At 35.4% G+C, this 17,240-nt stretch carries 10 protein-coding genes; 5 read left to right on the forward strand and 5 right to left on the reverse strand.

Translation table 11 applies throughout. The annotated features are described in order from the left end of the window. The first annotated feature begins 7 nt into the window (after window positions 1–7). The 3 genes from purN to lnt all read left to right on the forward strand — a co-directional run bounded on the left by purN (window position 8) and on the right by lnt (window position 3,467). On the forward strand, window positions 8–628 hold the full coding sequence (purN, locus tag N2201_02230) for a phosphoribosylglycinamide formyltransferase (protein MCX7785036.1): 621 nt from the start codon (window positions 8–10) through the stop codon (window positions 626–628). Between the two features lie 72 nt (window positions 629–700). Then, window positions 701–1,717, forward strand: coding sequence for a Gfo/Idh/MocA family oxidoreductase (locus N2201_02235; protein MCX7785037.1), 1,017 nt, complete (start codon window positions 701–703; stop codon window positions 1,715–1,717). 214 nt (window positions 1,718–1,931) lie between these two features. Further along, the gene (gene lnt, locus N2201_02240; GenBank protein ID MCX7785038.1) at window positions 1,932–3,467 is read left to right on the forward strand and encodes an apolipoprotein N-acyltransferase; all 1,536 of its coding nucleotides are present in this window, start codon (window positions 1,932–1,934) and stop codon (window positions 3,465–3,467) included. Window positions 3,468–3,761: 294 nt separating this feature from the next. Here lnt and hypE read toward each other — a convergent pair whose 3' ends face one another. From hypE to N2201_02265, 5 genes are all read right to left on the reverse strand, one after another. After that, a complete protein-coding gene (hypE, locus tag N2201_02245; GenBank protein ID MCX7785039.1) occupies window positions 3,762–4,829 on the reverse strand; it encodes a hydrogenase expression/formation protein HypE in 1,068 nt (355 codons plus the stop codon). A 52-nt stretch (window positions 4,830–4,881) separates the two neighbouring features. After that, a complete protein-coding gene (hypD, locus tag N2201_02250; GenBank protein MCX7785040.1) occupies window positions 4,882–5,940 on the reverse strand; it encodes a hydrogenase formation protein HypD in 1,059 nt (352 codons plus the stop codon). A 49-nt stretch (window positions 5,941–5,989) separates the two neighbouring features. Then, the gene (locus N2201_02255) at window positions 5,990–6,709 is read right to left on the reverse strand and encodes a tetratricopeptide repeat protein (protein MCX7785041.1); all 720 of its coding nucleotides are present in this window, start codon (window positions 6,707–6,709) and stop codon (window positions 5,990–5,992) included. A 76-nt stretch (window positions 6,710–6,785) separates the two neighbouring features. Continuing rightward, window positions 6,786–10,022, reverse strand: a complete 3,237-nt coding sequence (locus N2201_02260; protein ID MCX7785042.1) for a hypothetical protein — start codon at window positions 10,020–10,022, stop codon at window positions 6,786–6,788. Between the two features lie 98 nt (window positions 10,023–10,120). Then, window positions 10,121–14,176: a choice-of-anchor J domain-containing protein gene (locus tag N2201_02265; protein ID MCX7785043.1), complete on the reverse strand. Its 4,056-nt coding sequence runs from the start codon at window positions 14,174–14,176 to the stop codon at window positions 10,121–10,123. A 515-nt stretch (window positions 14,177–14,691) separates the two neighbouring features. Here N2201_02265 and N2201_02270 point away from each other — a divergent pair. Then, window positions 14,692–15,135, forward strand: a complete 444-nt coding sequence (locus tag N2201_02270) for a DUF296 domain-containing protein (protein MCX7785044.1) — start codon at window positions 14,692–14,694, stop codon at window positions 15,133–15,135. A 31-nt stretch (window positions 15,136–15,166) separates the two neighbouring features. Further along, the gene (gene uvrB, locus N2201_02275) at window positions 15,167–17,179 is read left to right on the forward strand and encodes an excinuclease ABC subunit UvrB (GenBank protein MCX7785045.1); all 2,013 of its coding nucleotides are present in this window, start codon (window positions 15,167–15,169) and stop codon (window positions 17,177–17,179) included. Window positions 17,180–17,240: the final 61 nt, after the last annotated feature.

The following is a 17,240-nucleotide window of genomic DNA, read 5'->3' on the forward strand; positions in this document are numbered from 1 at the left end:
ATTAATTATGGCGATAATTAGACTCGGTGTCTTGGTCTCTGGTTCTGGCACAAATTTGCAAGCAATTATTGATGCAATCGAACGAAAAGAAATCCCGGCTGAAATTAGTGTGGTGATAAGTAATAAAAAGGACGCTTATGCTTTGGAGCGTGCGAAAAGACATAATATTCCTGCAGTTTTTATTAATCATAGAGATTATCCGACACGCGAACTTTTTGAAGCAGCGTTGATAAAAGAATTGGATGCGAGAAGTGTTGATTTGGTCTGTTTGGCCGGATTTTTACGAGTGCTAACGCCTTATTTTGTTAATCACTACCAGATGAGAATTATGAATATTCATCCGGCTTTACTACCGGTTGCAAAAGGTTTGTATGGCGAATATGTGCATAAAGCAGTCTTAGATTCTGGAGCCAAATTTTCAGGTTGCACCGTTCATTTTGTAACGGAAGATGTTGATGGTGGTCCAATAATTTTGCAGAAAATCGTTGTGGTCGAGGATGATGATACGCCCCAGACATTAGCCGAACGAGTTTTGCAACAAGAACATCTCGCTTATCCAGAAGCAATTAAACTTTTTGCGGAGAATAAATTAGAAATAGTCGGTAAGCGAGTAAAAATAAAGAAATGATGTTATTAAAGAAATGATAATATAATAAATATTTTTCACTATGCTTTGTTATTAATTAAAAAAGGGAGTAATATGAAAGAGAAAATTGGCATTGGTATTGTTGGATGTGGTGCTCAAACTCAATTGGTTTATTTGCCCGCACTTAAGCGAAATAAATTTGCCGAAGTTGTCGCGATTTGTGATAATGATGTGAGGAAATTAAACTATTTGGCAGAACGGTATAATATCAAGCACCATTATCAAGTTTATAATGACTTTATTGCGGATGCGGAAATTGATGCGGTGATTGTTGCTACTCCCAATTATCTTCATGCACCAATGGCAATTGGCGCTTTGGAATATGATAAAGATGTTCTGGTAGAAATTCCGATGGCGGTAAATGCTAATGAAGCCAAAATAATGGTAAAAATGGCTGAAAAAAAGAAACGCATTCTAATGCCCGCATTAAACCATCGGCTACGCGCTGATGTCCAATTAATTAAAAACTTCATTGATGGTGGCGAAATTGGTTCTTTATATTACTGTAAAGCTGGTTGGCTCAGAGGACGAACTGAATGGTCGTTTTCCGGTTGGTGGGGCGAACGATTACGTGCTGGTGGAGGTGCTTTCCTCTCTTTGGGAAGCCAGATTTTAGATATCGCAATGTATCTGCTTGCCCAAGAAAAACCAATTTCTATTGTCGGCACAGGTTATAAGAGAAGTCCAGCCAATCAAGTTGAAGATAGTGCGTTTGCCTTGATACGCTTAGAAAAACAAATTCTGACAATTGAAGTAGGATTTAGTATGCTTCAAGACAAAGACTTTACCTATTTTAATCTTTTTGGTAATAAAGGTGCGGCTTTACTTAATCCTGTACAGATTCATCGTGAAATGCATGGCCATTTAGTTAATGTCACGCCATCCAATATTTCTGCACAGAAAGATTATGTAAAAATTGCTTATCAACTATTGGTTGATTTATTTGTCGATAGTGTGTTGAAGAAAATAAAACCGCCTATTACTGGTGAAGACGGTCTCTTAATAAATCAGATTACAGACTCATTTTATAAATCTTACAAAACTCAAAAAGAAGTTACAATTAACTGGTAATCAATGAGTCAAACTAAAGATTAAAGACTCAAATGGAAATTGCTTTAATAATTTATAAATCTTACAAAATCCCCAAAGTCAGTAATCACCAAATCAAACTAAAGATTAAAGACTCAAACGGTAATTGCTTTAATAGTTTATAAGTGTTACAAAGACCAAAAGTAGTTACAATTAGTTGCTAATCACCAAGTCAAACTAAAGATTATAGGCTAAAATGGTAGTTGCTCTAATAGTTTCAGCACTTATCTTAAATTTTGCTTTTGCTCCATTTGGCGTCCGATTTCTCGCCTACTTTACTTTGATTCCGTTGTTATTGTTAATTTATCGCTATCCGTATAAAAAAGTATTTTGGTATGCCCTTATTTTCGGTTTTGCCTTTGCTTTTTTTCATCTCTGGTGGTTGTATTTTTTAATTGTGCCTGTTGAACCGATGACTAAAATTTTATTATATTTAGGAGTCACAATTCTTTTTGGATATTTGGGTTTATATACCGCAATCTTTGCTGTGACGACAAAATTTTTAGGGCTACTTTTTGCACCTTTGGTTTGGGTAATTTTAGAATTCATTCGGACAAAATCAGAAATTGGTTTTCCCTGGGGATTTTTAGGATATACCCAAACCTCATATATTCCGATTGTGCAAATAGCATCAATCTTTGGAGTTTATGGTCTTTCAGCCTGGGTCATCTGGATTAATCTTATAATCTTTTGGATACTTCAGAGAAAACATAAATTAACTTATTTTGTGCTTTTAATAATTTCTTTTATTATCCCAATTAGTTATGGATTAGTCAGAATTAATACACCTAAATTAAAACCTCAAATAAAAGTTGCCGTTATCCAACCTAATGTTAGTCCTAATGAAAAAGGTGATTATGAAAGTCGTCAGCGATTGTTAAAAGAATTGATTGATTTAGTAAAACAAGCCTCAGTCCAAAAACCAGATTTGATAATTTTACCGGAAACAGCAACTCTGGTCGATATCACTCGTAACGAGGAATTGAGAAATAAACTTCAGACAATTGTTGATTCCAATAAGGTTTATCTTTTTACTGGCACACCATTATATGAACCAACGAGTCCAGTGTATTATAATGGCGCGGTGCTTTTTGAACCCAATAAAACGGATAGTATTATATGTATCGTACCCGGTGATTCTTTGCTAAAAATTCGAGCACCATACTTTACCAAAATTTATCGTAAAATTCACTTGGTGCCTTTTTCCGAAAGGATTCCTTATGTCGATAGAATAAAATTTTTACGTAAAATTGAGACCGGCGATATGGGTGATTGCACACCAGGAAAAGAATACACAATATTCCAAATCACAAATTCAAAATCCCAAAGTCCCAATCGATTTGGATGTCTTATCTGTTTTGAATCGATATTTCCGGATTTGACTCGAGAATTTACTAAACGTGGTGCAGAAATGTTAATAAACATCACAAATGACGGTTGGTTTGGTAAAACTCCTGGACCGCATCAACATTGTGAGTTAGCAATTTTGCGTTCAGTAGAAAATGGTGTTCCTTTAGTGCGCTGTGCTAATAATGGCATTTCTTTAATTACTGACCCATTTGCAAGGATTGTTGATAAAACAAAACTATTCATTCAAGATATTTTAGTTGCGGATATAACCAGTGCCCTTAAATCAACATTTTATCGCAAATATGGCGATATTTTTATTTATATTGCTTTAATAATATTATTTCCGGCAATAATTCTAAATCTATTTAGGAAAAGCAAATGAAAAGTAAATTATTTACAATCACAATGACAATGAAAATCTTATTGATTGCATTACCGCTATTGGGGGCAAGAAAAGGTTAAAGACACTTCATTTTTGATTCGAGTCTTTTTAGTTTATAAAAAAGATAAAAAAGTAGGATAAAAAATAATATATAAAAAATAATTATAAAAAATAAGTTATATAAAATAAGTTATAAAATAAGTTATAAAATAAGTTATATAATAAGTTATATAATCAGAATTATTATGTAAAAATCAAATTTATTATTAAAGATATTTAAATTTTTCTTGAGTTTTAACAGATACGAGGGATTTGATGACCTTCTAATTGAAGAACAGGCCTTTGGCTTCCAATTTTTGTATTTAACCAAACACCAATACCGTATTTTCGTTCGGTAACTTTACCAATTAGTGCCGAGTTTTTACCGAGTGGATGTTTTCTCATTATTTTTAATATTCTCTGGCTATCTTTAGTATCAGCAACAATAACTACTTTACCTTCATTTGCTAAGTATAATGGGTCAAAACCAAGTATCTCACAAATGCCTCTAACTGATTTCTGTATCGGAATTGATTTTTCATCAATAACAATGCCTAAATTAGAGGCATCAGCAATTTCATTTAAGGTTGTTGCCAAACCACCGCGCGTTGGGTCGCGCATCATTTTTATCTTACATTTATTTTGTGCTAAAGTTTCAATTAATGGATATAAAGATACACAGTCGCTTTTGACATTTGCCTTAAAGTCATATTCTCCTCGGGCTAAAATAATTGACGCTTCATGTTCGCCGATTGAACCATTGATAATTACCGCATCGTTCAATTTAATATTTTGAGCACCTAAAGTGGGATTTTGAAAGTGCGTTAATATTTTACCAATGCCACAAGTTGTGATAATAATTTCTTCACTATTAGTCCTTTTCTCAATGATTTTGGTATCACCTGTGACGAGTGGAACATTAACTGCTTGAGATGCCTTAGCAATTGAAAGACAAATTTGTTCTAAAGTTTTTATGCTAAGCCCTTCTTGGATGACAAAGGAAATGGCAATATAGAGTGGTTTTGCACCTTTGACTGCTAAATCATTTATTGTGCCACAAATTGATAGTTTACCAATATCGCCACCAGGAAAGAATAGCGGTTGTACAACATAAGAATCAATCGTATAACAGAAATCCGGTTGATTCGTTTGAAGTTTTAGTTCAGCCGAATCTTCAAATTTTGCTAAAATAGGATTTTGAAAATATTTATAAAATAATTCGCGAATGAGCCGATGCATTTTACGACCACCAGAGCCATAATCGAGAGTTAGATGCAAGTCTAATTCTGATTTCGGATTTTTGATTTCTGATTTTTCTTTCATTTTCGGTTATTTAGTATTTGTAGAGTAATTTAAGTGCTTTCAAGTTTATCTCTTATCTTTCATATTTATAGTACGCAGCACAGGCACCTTCTGATGAGACCATACATGGTCCATATGGATTTTCTGGTTGGCAGGATTTAGCAAATAATGGACACTGTGGAGGAATAATTAGACCCAGCAGTATTTCGCCGCATCGACAAGAAGATAATTTGGGTTTAGGAATTTTGAGGTCAAAGTAATGCCGGGCATCAAATTTATCATATTCACGAGTAAATTTTAAGCCGGAGTCCGGGATTGTGCCAATGCCGCGCCAATTCGCATCCGTCTTGTCGAAGACTTGATTCATTATTAATTGGGCTTTTTGATTACCGAATTCTTTGACACTTCTTTTATATTGAATCGTAACTTCGGGTTTTTGTTTTGTGATTTGTTCCAGCAGAAAATAGACGCCTTCCAAAATATCCAATGGCTCAAAACCAGTAATAACACAAGGCAGATGAAATTCTTTTACTAAAAACTCATATGGTTTCCTGCCGATAATTGTGGAAACATGTCCAGGTAAAATAAAGCCGTTAATATTTACCTTTGGATGTTGTGCGATTACTCTTAAAGCAGGAGGGATTAGTTTAAATAAAGGTAAGACATAAAAATTTTTAATGTTTTGTTGTTGGGCTTTTATGATTGTCGCAGCAATGGTTGGCGCGGTAGTCTCAAATCCAACACCAAGAAAAACCACAGGTTTATTAGAATTAAGAGCAAATCTTAAGGCATCGAGAGGTGAGTAAACTACTCTAATGTCAGCGCCTTTACTTTTTTCTTGGGCTAAAGAACTTTCAGTGCCAGGGACACGGAGTAAATCACCGAAGGTAGCGATAATCGCTTGATGAGAACGGGCTAATGCTATCATCCAATCAATATCTTTCTGGTCTGTGACACAAACCGGACAACCAGGACCGGACAGTAATTTTATTGGCGAAGGAATGAAATGACGAATTCCTGAAGATGAAATGGCATTGGTGTGTGTCCCGCAGACTTCCATTAAGGTGACAGTTTTTTTAGTTAATCGTTCTATTTTTTGGAGATATTGCTGTGCTTTATCAGATAAATCCATTTAATAATATATTTTTATTTTATTTCGGTTAATATTATATATTCACAAATTATTTAATCTTGCTTTCTTTCTTACCTTCTGTGTCAATAATTGCTAACTTAGCGCGTGCAAAAAAAGCCGGTATTGAAAACGGAAAATCCGTAATGAGGTCTTCCAAGACAGTCCTGGCACGAGCAGTGTCTTTAAGCGATTCTAAGTAAATTAATCCTAATTCATATCGTGCCTTCGGATTGAGGTGGCTTTCGGGAAATCTTTGCACGAACTCATCTAATGTTGCAATAGATTGATTGATTTCCTTTTTTGCCCGATAGATTCTTTCTAAAAGCAGATAGGCATATTCAGAGACTTTATTCGTTTTGACAATTAATTGCTTACAATCTTTTATTGCATTATCATAATCGCCAATTTCATAATCTAAATGGGCTCGTGCATAAATTTTTAAATCAGCGTCACTGCTTTTAGTTTCCGTAATTAAAATTCCTAACTCTAATGCATCGTTAAGATATGGACTCTTTGGAAATTTTGTTGCTAACTCGGTAATAAATCTTGGTATCGTGTCAAATTGATGAGCATAAAAAAGTACCCTAATATGTCCCCAAAGAAGACGGTCACTTAAATCATATTTAGTCAATTGCTGAGCGAATTTAATATCACCAATGTGAAGAAAAGATTTTTGTAATCCAAACCAGGCAGATTCATTATTAGGGGCTTTTTTTATTATTGATTGATAATATTCGATGGAGTCTTGAAAAATTTGAGGTTGTGCCATAAGTATGGTGAATGTAAATAATATAATCAATAGATATTTGCTATTTACGATGAAATTAACATTTAACATATTTAATCTATTCTTGAATAATTGTCTCAAAGTAATTTTTTATCATTGTTTCATATTCTTTGGGATAACCTTCCTGCAGAGCCCGTAATAGTTCTTCGCGTAATCGTTTTTTGGTTTCGCCTAAATTTTTATCTAAAATTGGACTTGGAGGTATGGAATAGTCTTTACCAATTTCCCGTTCCCGTTTTTCTGAATATTCTTTTTGCCGGATACTTCTCTGCGCATCTAACATCCGATTGATGATTTTTTCTTGACGTTCGATTGTTTTCCGAGAGATGTTAAGTTCGGAGAGGTCTTTTTCAATATTTTTCATTTCCTCAATAGCGCCTTCAACACTGCCACTCAAACCGGGCAACTCGCCATATTTGCCGGTATTAATATCTTGTAATAACTGCTCGAGTGCTGACCGCAATTGACTTTGCATTGATAAAAGTCTTTGCAATTGAGAGAGTTGTTCTTGTGATAAGCCACCCGAGATGGGCAAAGGAATCATACCACCCATTTGTTGACCCAGCATCATTTGTTCGGCAGTAAGTTGCGATAATGCTTGTAAGAGGCTCTCAAGACCGGCACCAAAATTATTTGGCATTTGTCCTTTGGATAGAAACTGCAGAATTTGTAAAGTAGTCTTATCAATTTGACTAATTGCTTCCTTTTGAAGAACCTGTGCCTGAGTGATTTGAGCATTATTGTGGAGCGCATCTTCAATTATGGTTGATGCACGTTCCATTAAAGTAAATGTTTTCACTAAATCTTTGACCCAATGAATAGGGATTAAAATAGATTTTTCGGAAAGACTGGCAATACTTTCGGCTAAAACGCGTGTTGCTTCTACTAATCGCATCTGCGTCAATACCAGATTTCGGCTTAGCGCTTGGTTTGATTGATTGATAATTTGCTCTTGTTCCTGAGAAAGTTGATTTAAAGCAAGCGCATTTTTTAATAGGCGCTCCATAATTGCTAAGTGCTGATTTTGTTTATAACTATCTGCCAACTCTTGCAAACGTTCTTTTAAGCGTTTCAAATCTTGTAATAGTTCTTGAGAACCTTTTTTGGCCTGACCTTTTTGATTTTGAGATAGATTTTGAGTAATGGTATTAACTTGCGAAGATAACTGCATTTTATTGAGTTCATTGGCAATATCAGAAAGTTGTGCTTGAATAGCGCTATCGTCGAAAGTTTTGCTTAATCCATTAATCTGGTTCTGTAAGTCTTTTATCTCTTCACCGATTTGCTGTTGTGGTTGAATGAGATTAGATAGTTTTTCATTGTCAATGCGATGATGGAGTTGCGATTGTTGTTTAAAAACTTCTTCGGCTTTACGCGCTAAAGATTGTAACAGCGCTTCTTTTTGCAGATTTTTTAACAATTCCAGCGCACGAGATAACGCTTGTTTCATCTCATCTGAGGATAGTTTTAGTTGTTCTAAGGATTTACTTAGATCAGGATTTTTTTGTAAGGCCTGCTCGGCTAAAATCTGTAATTTTTCCTTTAAGTCCTGAGGAAGAATCTCTGAAAGAATTTTGCTGATTTCTTGTAGTTTTTCTAAGGTCTCTTTATCAATCATTAAGCCTTGATAGAGTTCTGATATTGTATTATTAATTTCGTCCTGTAAGGCTTTAATCTCAGAAATCAATTTTTGTTTTTCAGATAATACTTCGGATAGTGTCGATTTTTCTTCCCAATCTAAATTTCGGTATGCTTTTAATTTCTCTGTTATCTTTTCAAGTTGTTGTGAGATTTTCTGCTCGGTTTTAGCAAGTGGAGATAATTTTTCAATTGTTGTTTGCGTCTTTTCGGTGACTTGTGAATAGATTTCATTGAGTGTGGGAAACCTTATGATATAAGTTTCACTCCGGCTGAACTTATTACCGGAAACGGCATCATTGTCATAAATTTCTGCAAAATAATTTATTTCTTCACCGGGTAAAAAGATAATTTTATTCAAATCCCATAAATAATAAGCAGTATCTTCGTTTTTACCAAAACTTGATTTTACTAAGATTCGAGATGTTTCGGTGCTAGTCGATTTGAACCAATATAAATAGAAACGATTTATGCCGAAGTCATCAATGCCATACATTCCAATTAACACTTGCATATTTACTGGAACATCAAGGTCTTGGCCTGGTGCAAAGATTCGGACATAAGGTGATTCATCGAAACGCGGTCGAATCGCATACCAAAATGATTTACCTTGGGTTTGCTGGTTACCTTTAAGAAGAAAATAGAATGAGTCGGGCTTTATAACCGTAAAATGTCCTTTGAATTCTCGATTGTTGACACTTAAAGTTTCGGTCAAACCGATTGAATTAATTCGATATGCAGAAATTAATGAATCAGATGCGATTGCTTGGAAATATACTTTAGTGCCGAGTAAAGCGTTTATTTCTTGGACACGCTGTTGAGAAACAGGGAGTTTTGTATAAGATGGATAATGATAAAAAAAGACTAAATCAGTAATCTCAATTGGCTCAAAAAGTTTAATTTGATAAGTTGGGCTTCTTCTAATCGGAACTCCCCATGCGGACCGTATGATAAAATAATAGGAAAATGCTTTATCGGCTTTAATATTAATCGATAATGATTCCTTACTCGTATATTCTACTCCTTTGGCATAAATAGTAGCGGATAAATTTTTAATCGGGGTTGTGAAATTTAATCTTAAATTAACCACACTATCTTTATTAACAAAGGTATTGCCGGGGCTTATATTTAAGAAGAGAGGAGCATCTTGAGGAGCGAATGCTAATTTCCAACCAAATCGGAAATGAGTTGGAGTAACATAGATAAATCCAAGCATTATGAAAATTAAAATAAATGTTACTATTAATGCATACCAAGTTTTTTTGTAGTTGATAAGATTTTTTAAGGGTAAATTTTTTATTTGGTTATTGACTTGTTCTATTGCCGCAGTGATAAGTTCTGAAGAATAATTCTCTTTTTGGACAAGCAATGTTTGTTGATATTGATAAAGTTGAAGTGCCGGAATTAATTTACCTTTGATTTCGGAGAAACTATGCTCTATTCTCTGGGCTATTTTGAAGAAGGAACACCGAGAAAATGAATACAAGGAATATAAGGGAATTGATATTAGGGCTAATAAGATTAACCGGTTTAGGAAAAGACCAGTAATCAGTAGCAACAATAATATGAGTAGAGCAATAAAGACTGAAATCAAAAAAATAATTTGATTCTTAATAAATCGGTGCTGAAATTGTTTAAGGCGATAGTATAAATCCATATGCTTTATTATACTACCTATTTATCTGGTATTCAAGATTAGTTTGTGAACTAAAAGATTTTGGTTATTGAATGATTAGAATATAATTTTATATTAGTCTACTCTTTGACAATTTTCAAAACTTTTTTCCCGGTTATATCTCCATTTAACACTTGGTAGTCGATTACGATAAAATAGACTCCTGCAGGAATATCTTTCAAAAACAACGGTATATGATATTTGCCAGATGCAATTGAAGATTCTTTGACTAATCGGTTAAGCGAACCGGTTTGGTTAAAAAGTTTAATGGAAATTTTACTTGGTTGCGGAATGTTGCAAGAGACATTTGCTGAAATATTACACGGATTAGGTTTAACATCAAAAAGAAACTTCGAGACTGAAACTGTAGTTTTTTCTTGAATTACAGGATATGTTATGGTCGAATTGGTGTTGTCCGCTAAGAAGTTTTTGTCAACATAAGGAACATAATTCCAGAATTCACGAGTATTATTACCTTTCTGGAGATAGATTTTGGCTGTACTTGCAGTTAATCCAGCACCGCCTTTAGGTACACTCTTTTTATCAAGTCTTCTTATCGTATCTAATAAAGTCCAAGTGCCTTTATTGTCATTGGGAGTATATTTCCAAAATTCGTTGACGCCACCGCCTTTGATAGCATAAATTTCATTATTGAGCACAGTCAGGGCACCACCGGCTTTTACTCGGGTTTTCTTATTTACATCCCAGAATGCTCTTTGAGGAATTGTATCGCGTAGACTATCTCCGGGCCGATAAGACCAGGAATCACCAATAATATCATAATAATAGAACTCGTTAACTTTAGAACATCCTTTGAGCGCATAAATTCGGGAATTACCGTCAAAAACAATTGCAGAGCCCGCCTTGAATAATTTATTATCTGGACCAGCCGGAGCATTCGGTTTTTTTATCCAGGTGTCGTATTCGACCGCATAAGCGTAAAATTCAAATTGATTATTAGCACCTTTCAGTAAATAGACAAAAGAGGTTTCTTCAAATTGTTTATTATTTTGAGGCATCTTCTTATCGATTAGTTGTAAAAACTTTTTACTCTGAGCAGGAACATAAGTTATACTTGAGCCATCTTTACCACAGCCACCAGGAATTGATTTCTTTTGAATCCAAGTGTCAGTTTTGGGATTATAAACCCAGAATTCGTCGGCATTGTTACCTTTGATTGCGTAAATTAGAGTATCACCGAAACACATTGAAGCGCCTTTTTTCACTTTGCGTGCTTTAGGTTCAATGCCAAGATAGGCAAATGGTATTTCAGATTTATTTATCCAAGATGAGTCCTTAATCTTATAAGCAAAGAAGTCTCGCGTATTATTACCTTTTAACACATAAATACTGGAGTCTAATGGACAATAGACTAAACAACCACCATCTTTAACATTTTTGCCACTGATCCCTAATGGAATATCCTTTAGTTTATACCAACCGAAAATAGGTTGTGGTGGAGGAATTACAGTCAATTTTCTTGGTTCTGAGGTCGGTCCGTATGGCATACCAGCTCTTACTCGCCAATAATAAGTGCCACCGGGCATTGAAAGATTATAAAAAGTATCCGAAGTTGTATTAACCGAATAAGCAATTTGGAATAATGAGTCACGAGCAATTTGCAACTCATAAATAGTAGCACCAGCAACCGAGTGCCATTGGAAAGGAATTGTAATTGCTAAAGTTTCAAGTCTGTTAGTTGGATAGATTAACGAAGGACCAAGTGGATACCAGGTGACAGAAAAGTCATCAAGATACCACCAGTATTCATCATAGGCACCATAAAGAAAACAGACCCGAACATCAGGTTTTCCTGATGCATAAGCAGAGATGTTATGCACTTTTCGACCCGAATCAGTAACATTGGTATATTGAGCAATTCTGGTCCAAGTCAAACCGCCATTATTACTTATCATTACAACTCCTGAATCTCGTCGGGTTGAATTCCAATCCCGGTACCAATGCCAATAAGAAAGATTATAAATGCCCGGATTAGAGCAATTCAGTCGTGGTGAGATTAATCGGTCATTATGGTTTTCTCGTGGACTGAAAAAGATTTTAGCAATAGTTCTGATATTAGAACCATAACGACAAGTATCACGGTACCAATCATTGGTGTTCCAAGTCGCAGGATTTTCCGTGCCGCCAGCAACAATCCGCCAGCCACCAAAAGGCGGCGCATCACCATAAGGACCCCAGTTTTCATTAAAATTGGCAGAATAGGGAATAGTTTGATATTTAGGCGCAATTACTGCATTGCGTCTTAAGGTATCGTTAGCAGGGTTCTGGTCATTGGGATTTTTCGTCCAGGTTTTTATGACAATTGTATCATATTCAGTCGGATTAAAGGGGTCAAAGGTAATCGTGCAGATTTCTCCTTCTTCTAAGGAGAGAACTTCAGTTGAATCAAGATAATTGAGCGTATTACCAGTGATTTGATAGAAGACCCAAACATCACTGGCACCGGTGTTGATGCTGTTGTTTCGAAAAGTCGCTTTTGGTGTATAGACAGAGTCAATAATGATTGGTAAATTCGGTGCGTCAATTCTTTCGGCAAAAAAATCGTAATGCGGAATTGGCTGAGGTAATATAATATCATCTAATCCAATCCAGTATTTATCAAAACAACGATAATGGAATGCAATATACAAATTAGCACTGTCAGTGAGATTTAAGGGGATAATTTTTCTTTGCCAATTGGTATTGTTAGTCACAATTCTTTGTAGTAAGACAAAATTTGCCGTGTCGAGATTATTTGCCGATGAGATGCGCACTAATAGTGTTTCGTAATAACTGGCTGATGCTGAACGATACCAAAAGATTATTGAGTCATTAGGAGCACAAGCAACCTGAGGACTTATTAACCAGTCATTATTGGGCCAATAAGGATATTGGTCATAAACAATACGAACACCAGCAGGTTTAGTATAATAAGCACTTAGAGTATCCCGCATCCATTGGTTACCGCCATTGAAATTATAGATTGTCCAGCCAGCCGGTGGAAAATCAGTTGATTCAAAAGTCTGGCGGTACCCATGAGTATATACAAACACTGAGTGTTGAGCCGTATCATTGTCAGGAACTGGGTCACCGCTCAGTTCGGTCCAAACTTTTATTTGCCAATCTCCAGGTTGATTGGGAACATTCCAGGCTGGTTCAAATGTGATAATTTCAGTTCCATTACGAGCAAGCGAAGTTTGGGTGTAACCAGTATCCATATAAGTCTCAGTGCCTGTGATTTGCAGAATTACCGGAATACCTGGAGATAAAGTATTTCTGCCGTAATTTCTTACTTGGGCTTTAATGGATATTGAGGTATCACTTTTTTGTACTTTATCAACATCAACTATTTGCTCTGTGCCAATATTATTATCTAAAGGCGTATAACTGACTACTGCTTCTTGAAGAAAATCATAATTGTAATAACTCCAAGATTGAGTAGGCAATCTCCGTGCATTTCTGGTTGTATCGGAATTTAATGAACCATCAATGAGTTGATAAACATCTGTAGTTAAACAGAAAATACCAATCCAGAAATTTTCGCCTGGATTGAAAGTGATATTAGAAGTTGTAAAAGTTAAACTAAACCAGGCATAGTAACCTGCCTGCCAAGTGCCGATTGTATACAAAGATCTAAATACAGATCGGCCTGGTCGGTGGACATCATTTACAATTGTGTCGCGCCAAATTAATAAACTGCAAGGTGCAGGCGCGGTACTTGCGGGTCGATATAATGCAAAACGAATTGCTTTCACTGTACACTGAGATGCGGATAAACTTGGCATAGTTAAGCGAGTAGCAAAATAAGTTGAATCGATTGTAAAATAACTGCTTGCTGTTCTATCATGATTGCGAAGTGTGTCTAAGCCAGCGCCGGTTAAAAGAAGGTGCGATGCGTGAGGAACGATAGAAGAGAAACGAGGCGAAATTTTAGAAACAGTGAAAGAAGGTAAGTCAGGTTCATATTCAATAATTTCGGATTTAAGAGCAAAATTTTTACCAATTTGTTTCGCAACAACTGGAATAGTTAAATCCGTAAAAGAGGATTTCGGTTCTGACTTTGATATTGCATCGGAAAAAGAATATAAATTGAAAATTAAAAACCAAAAACTAAAAATTAATATTCGTATTTTCATAGATATAAGTATAATTTGAAATTTGATAATTGTCAAGATTTTTTAAGAGATATCCACAAAAGCCATTTTTAACACGAAAGCACGAAAAATAAACAAAAGTAAGAAACTCGTTCTGGCTCGAAACAGGATAGGTTAAAACTGGATATTTTGGGCCTTTGTGCTATTTTCATATCTTTGGGACTTTTTAGTGTGTTTCCTTTGAGAGCTAAAAAAACAATATACACGACCGGATTTTGTGATAATTTTTGGTAAGACTATCTAAATGTTGGTATAAGTTCTGAGTTATTTGTAGAATGCCAAATCGGGAATTTTTTCTGCGAGCCAGAGCCAATGGCATCTAAATGTTGGTATAAGTTCTGAATTATTTGTAGGGTTGACATTCATTTTTAGTTAAGGTAAATTTTATTATGATTGTTAAAGTAATTATATGAATAAAAGTAATTATATGAATATTCGAATAAATAATTATATGAACACTATATTAAAAGTAAAAAAATAAATTAAGGGAAATTTTTATGCAAGTCTTAAAAGTAAAAAATGGATATGTTTTGAAATTAGAAACAAACGAAGATATAATGGCATTACTCAAAGACTTTACGAAACAAAAGAAGATTAAAGGAGCATTTCTCTTTGGACTCGGTGCTGGTAAAGAGATTACACTGGGATATTATGACCCGTTAAAAAAGAACTATCAGAAACGATTTTTTGCGGAAGATTATGAGTTTGCTTCCATCATCGGCAACATTGCCTATTTAGATGAAGAGCCAATATTACATATTCATTGCACAATTAGCCCGGGTAATTTTAATACTTATAGTGGCCATCTGTTTTCAGCAAAAGTAGCAGCAACGGTCGAACTCTTGATAATTCCTTTAGATAAAAAATTATTACGAAAACCTGATACCAAAACCGGACTTAACCTGCTATTTTTTGACCCGAGTAAAACAAGTAAAAGGTAAACGCAAAAACTCGAAATTCGATTCTCAAAAAATGTTCAAATTAAAAGCACCTTTTAAGCCCACTGGCGACCAACCATCAGCAATCTCCGCTTTAGTTAAAGGTCTTAAGGAGAATAAAAAGTATCAGACGCTTTTGGGTGTTACTGGTTCTGGTAAGACCTTTACAATGGCTAATGTAATTGCTCAAATTAATCGGCCGGTGATTGTTATCTCCCATAATAAAACTTTAGCTGCACAACTATATGGAGAATTCAAACAGTTCTTTCCCGAAAATGCCGTAGAATATTTTATTTCTTATTATGACTACTATCAACCGGAAGCCTATGTGCCGGAAATGGATTTGTATATTGAGAAAGATGCTTCAATTAATGAAGAGATCGAACAGATGCGTTTACGAGCAACATCAAGTCTCATTGAACGCAGAGATGTTATTATTGTTGCTTCGGTCTCTTGTATTTATAATTTAGGTGAACCTGAAGAATATAAAGAATCATTATTGCCCATTAGTTTGGATAAGAATATCAGCCGAGATGAATTGATTGAAAAACTGGTCTATCTGCAATATGCACGCAATGACACTGAACTTAAAAGGTCTTGTTTTCGCGTGCGTGGGGATGTTATTGAAATTCATCCTTCACATCGTGATTATGGAGTAAGAGTTGAATTTGGCGCAAATAATATTGAACGGATTTCAATCTTTGATATTCTTAATCGGTCAGTATTAGAAACCAGAGAACGGATTGTTATCTATCCGGCAAAATATTTTGTTACCAGCGGTAATAAGTTGGAACGTGCCATTAGAAGTATTGAAGCCGAACTTTCCCAAAGATTAGCCGAACTCCAGTCCCAAAATAAGTTATTAGAAATGCAAAGATTAAAAACCCGAACCAAATTTGACATTGAAATGTTACGCGAATTTGGTTATTGCCCAGGAATTGAAAATTATTCTCGACATCTTTCGGGACGGCCACCAGGTTCAAGACCTTATTGCCTTTTAGACTATTTTCCGTCTGACTATTTAATGATTATTGATGAATCACATCAGACAATTCCTCAAATAATCGGAATGTATAATGGCGACCGAGCGCGCAAAGAAGTCCTGGTGGAACATGGTTTTCGTTTACCTTCTTGTTTAGATAACCGACCATTGAAATTTGATGAGTTTCAGTCTTTAATCAATCAATGCATCTTTACTTCAGCAACCCCAACTGAGTTTGAAATTCGGTTAAGCGGGGGAGAGGTAGTGGAACAAATAGTGAGACCAACTGGATTAGTTGACCCTCAAATGATTGTCCGGCCAACAACTAATCAAGTTGATGATTTAATTAAAGAAATCCGCATCAGAATGGAAAGAAAGGAACGCGTCTTGGTTACAACCTTGACAAAACGGATGGCAGAAGATTTGGCAGAATATCTGACCGAAATGGGGCTTAGAGTAAAATATCTCCATTCAGAAATTGATGCCATTGAAAGAATTGAGATTCTACGCGGATTGAGATTAGGTGAATTTGATGTACTGGTCGGAATTAATTTGTTGCGGGAAGGACTGGATTTACCCGAAGTATCATTAGTCGCAATTTTAGATGCTGATAAAGAAGGATTTTTACGAGATGAACGCAGTATTATTCAGACCGCAGGTCGTGCGGCACGCAATGTTTCTGGAGTTGTTATTCTTTACGCGGATAATATCACAAAATCAATTAAAAACGCTTTGGCTGAAGCCGAACGCAGACGACAAAAACAGATTGAATATAACCGCCAACATAAGATTACGCCCAAATCCATCGAAAAATCAATAACTCAAGTAATCAAAACAACCATTGTGGCTGATGCAAAAGTAAGCAGTGATGTTATTGAAGAGATCGAGCAAGGTGCAGATAAAAAGGAAATTTTGACTCGTTTAGAACAAGCAATGCGCCAAGCCGCAGAGAATTTAGAATTCGAAAAAGCAGCAAAGATTCGTGACCAAATTAAAAAACTAAAGCAAGAATTACTTGACCAGGAATTCATTAAGAACCGAAAAAAACCGACGATTCACAAGTAACTAAGTCGCAATGTGTCTTGCGAAGTTCCTTGAGGGCTAATCATTGAAAATTTTTCCCCTG

The organism is candidate division WOR-3 bacterium (genome assembly GCA_026418155.1).
Classification (GTDB): Bacteria; Hydrothermota; Tepidihabitantia; order Tepidihabitantales; family CAIPLT01; genus JAOABV01.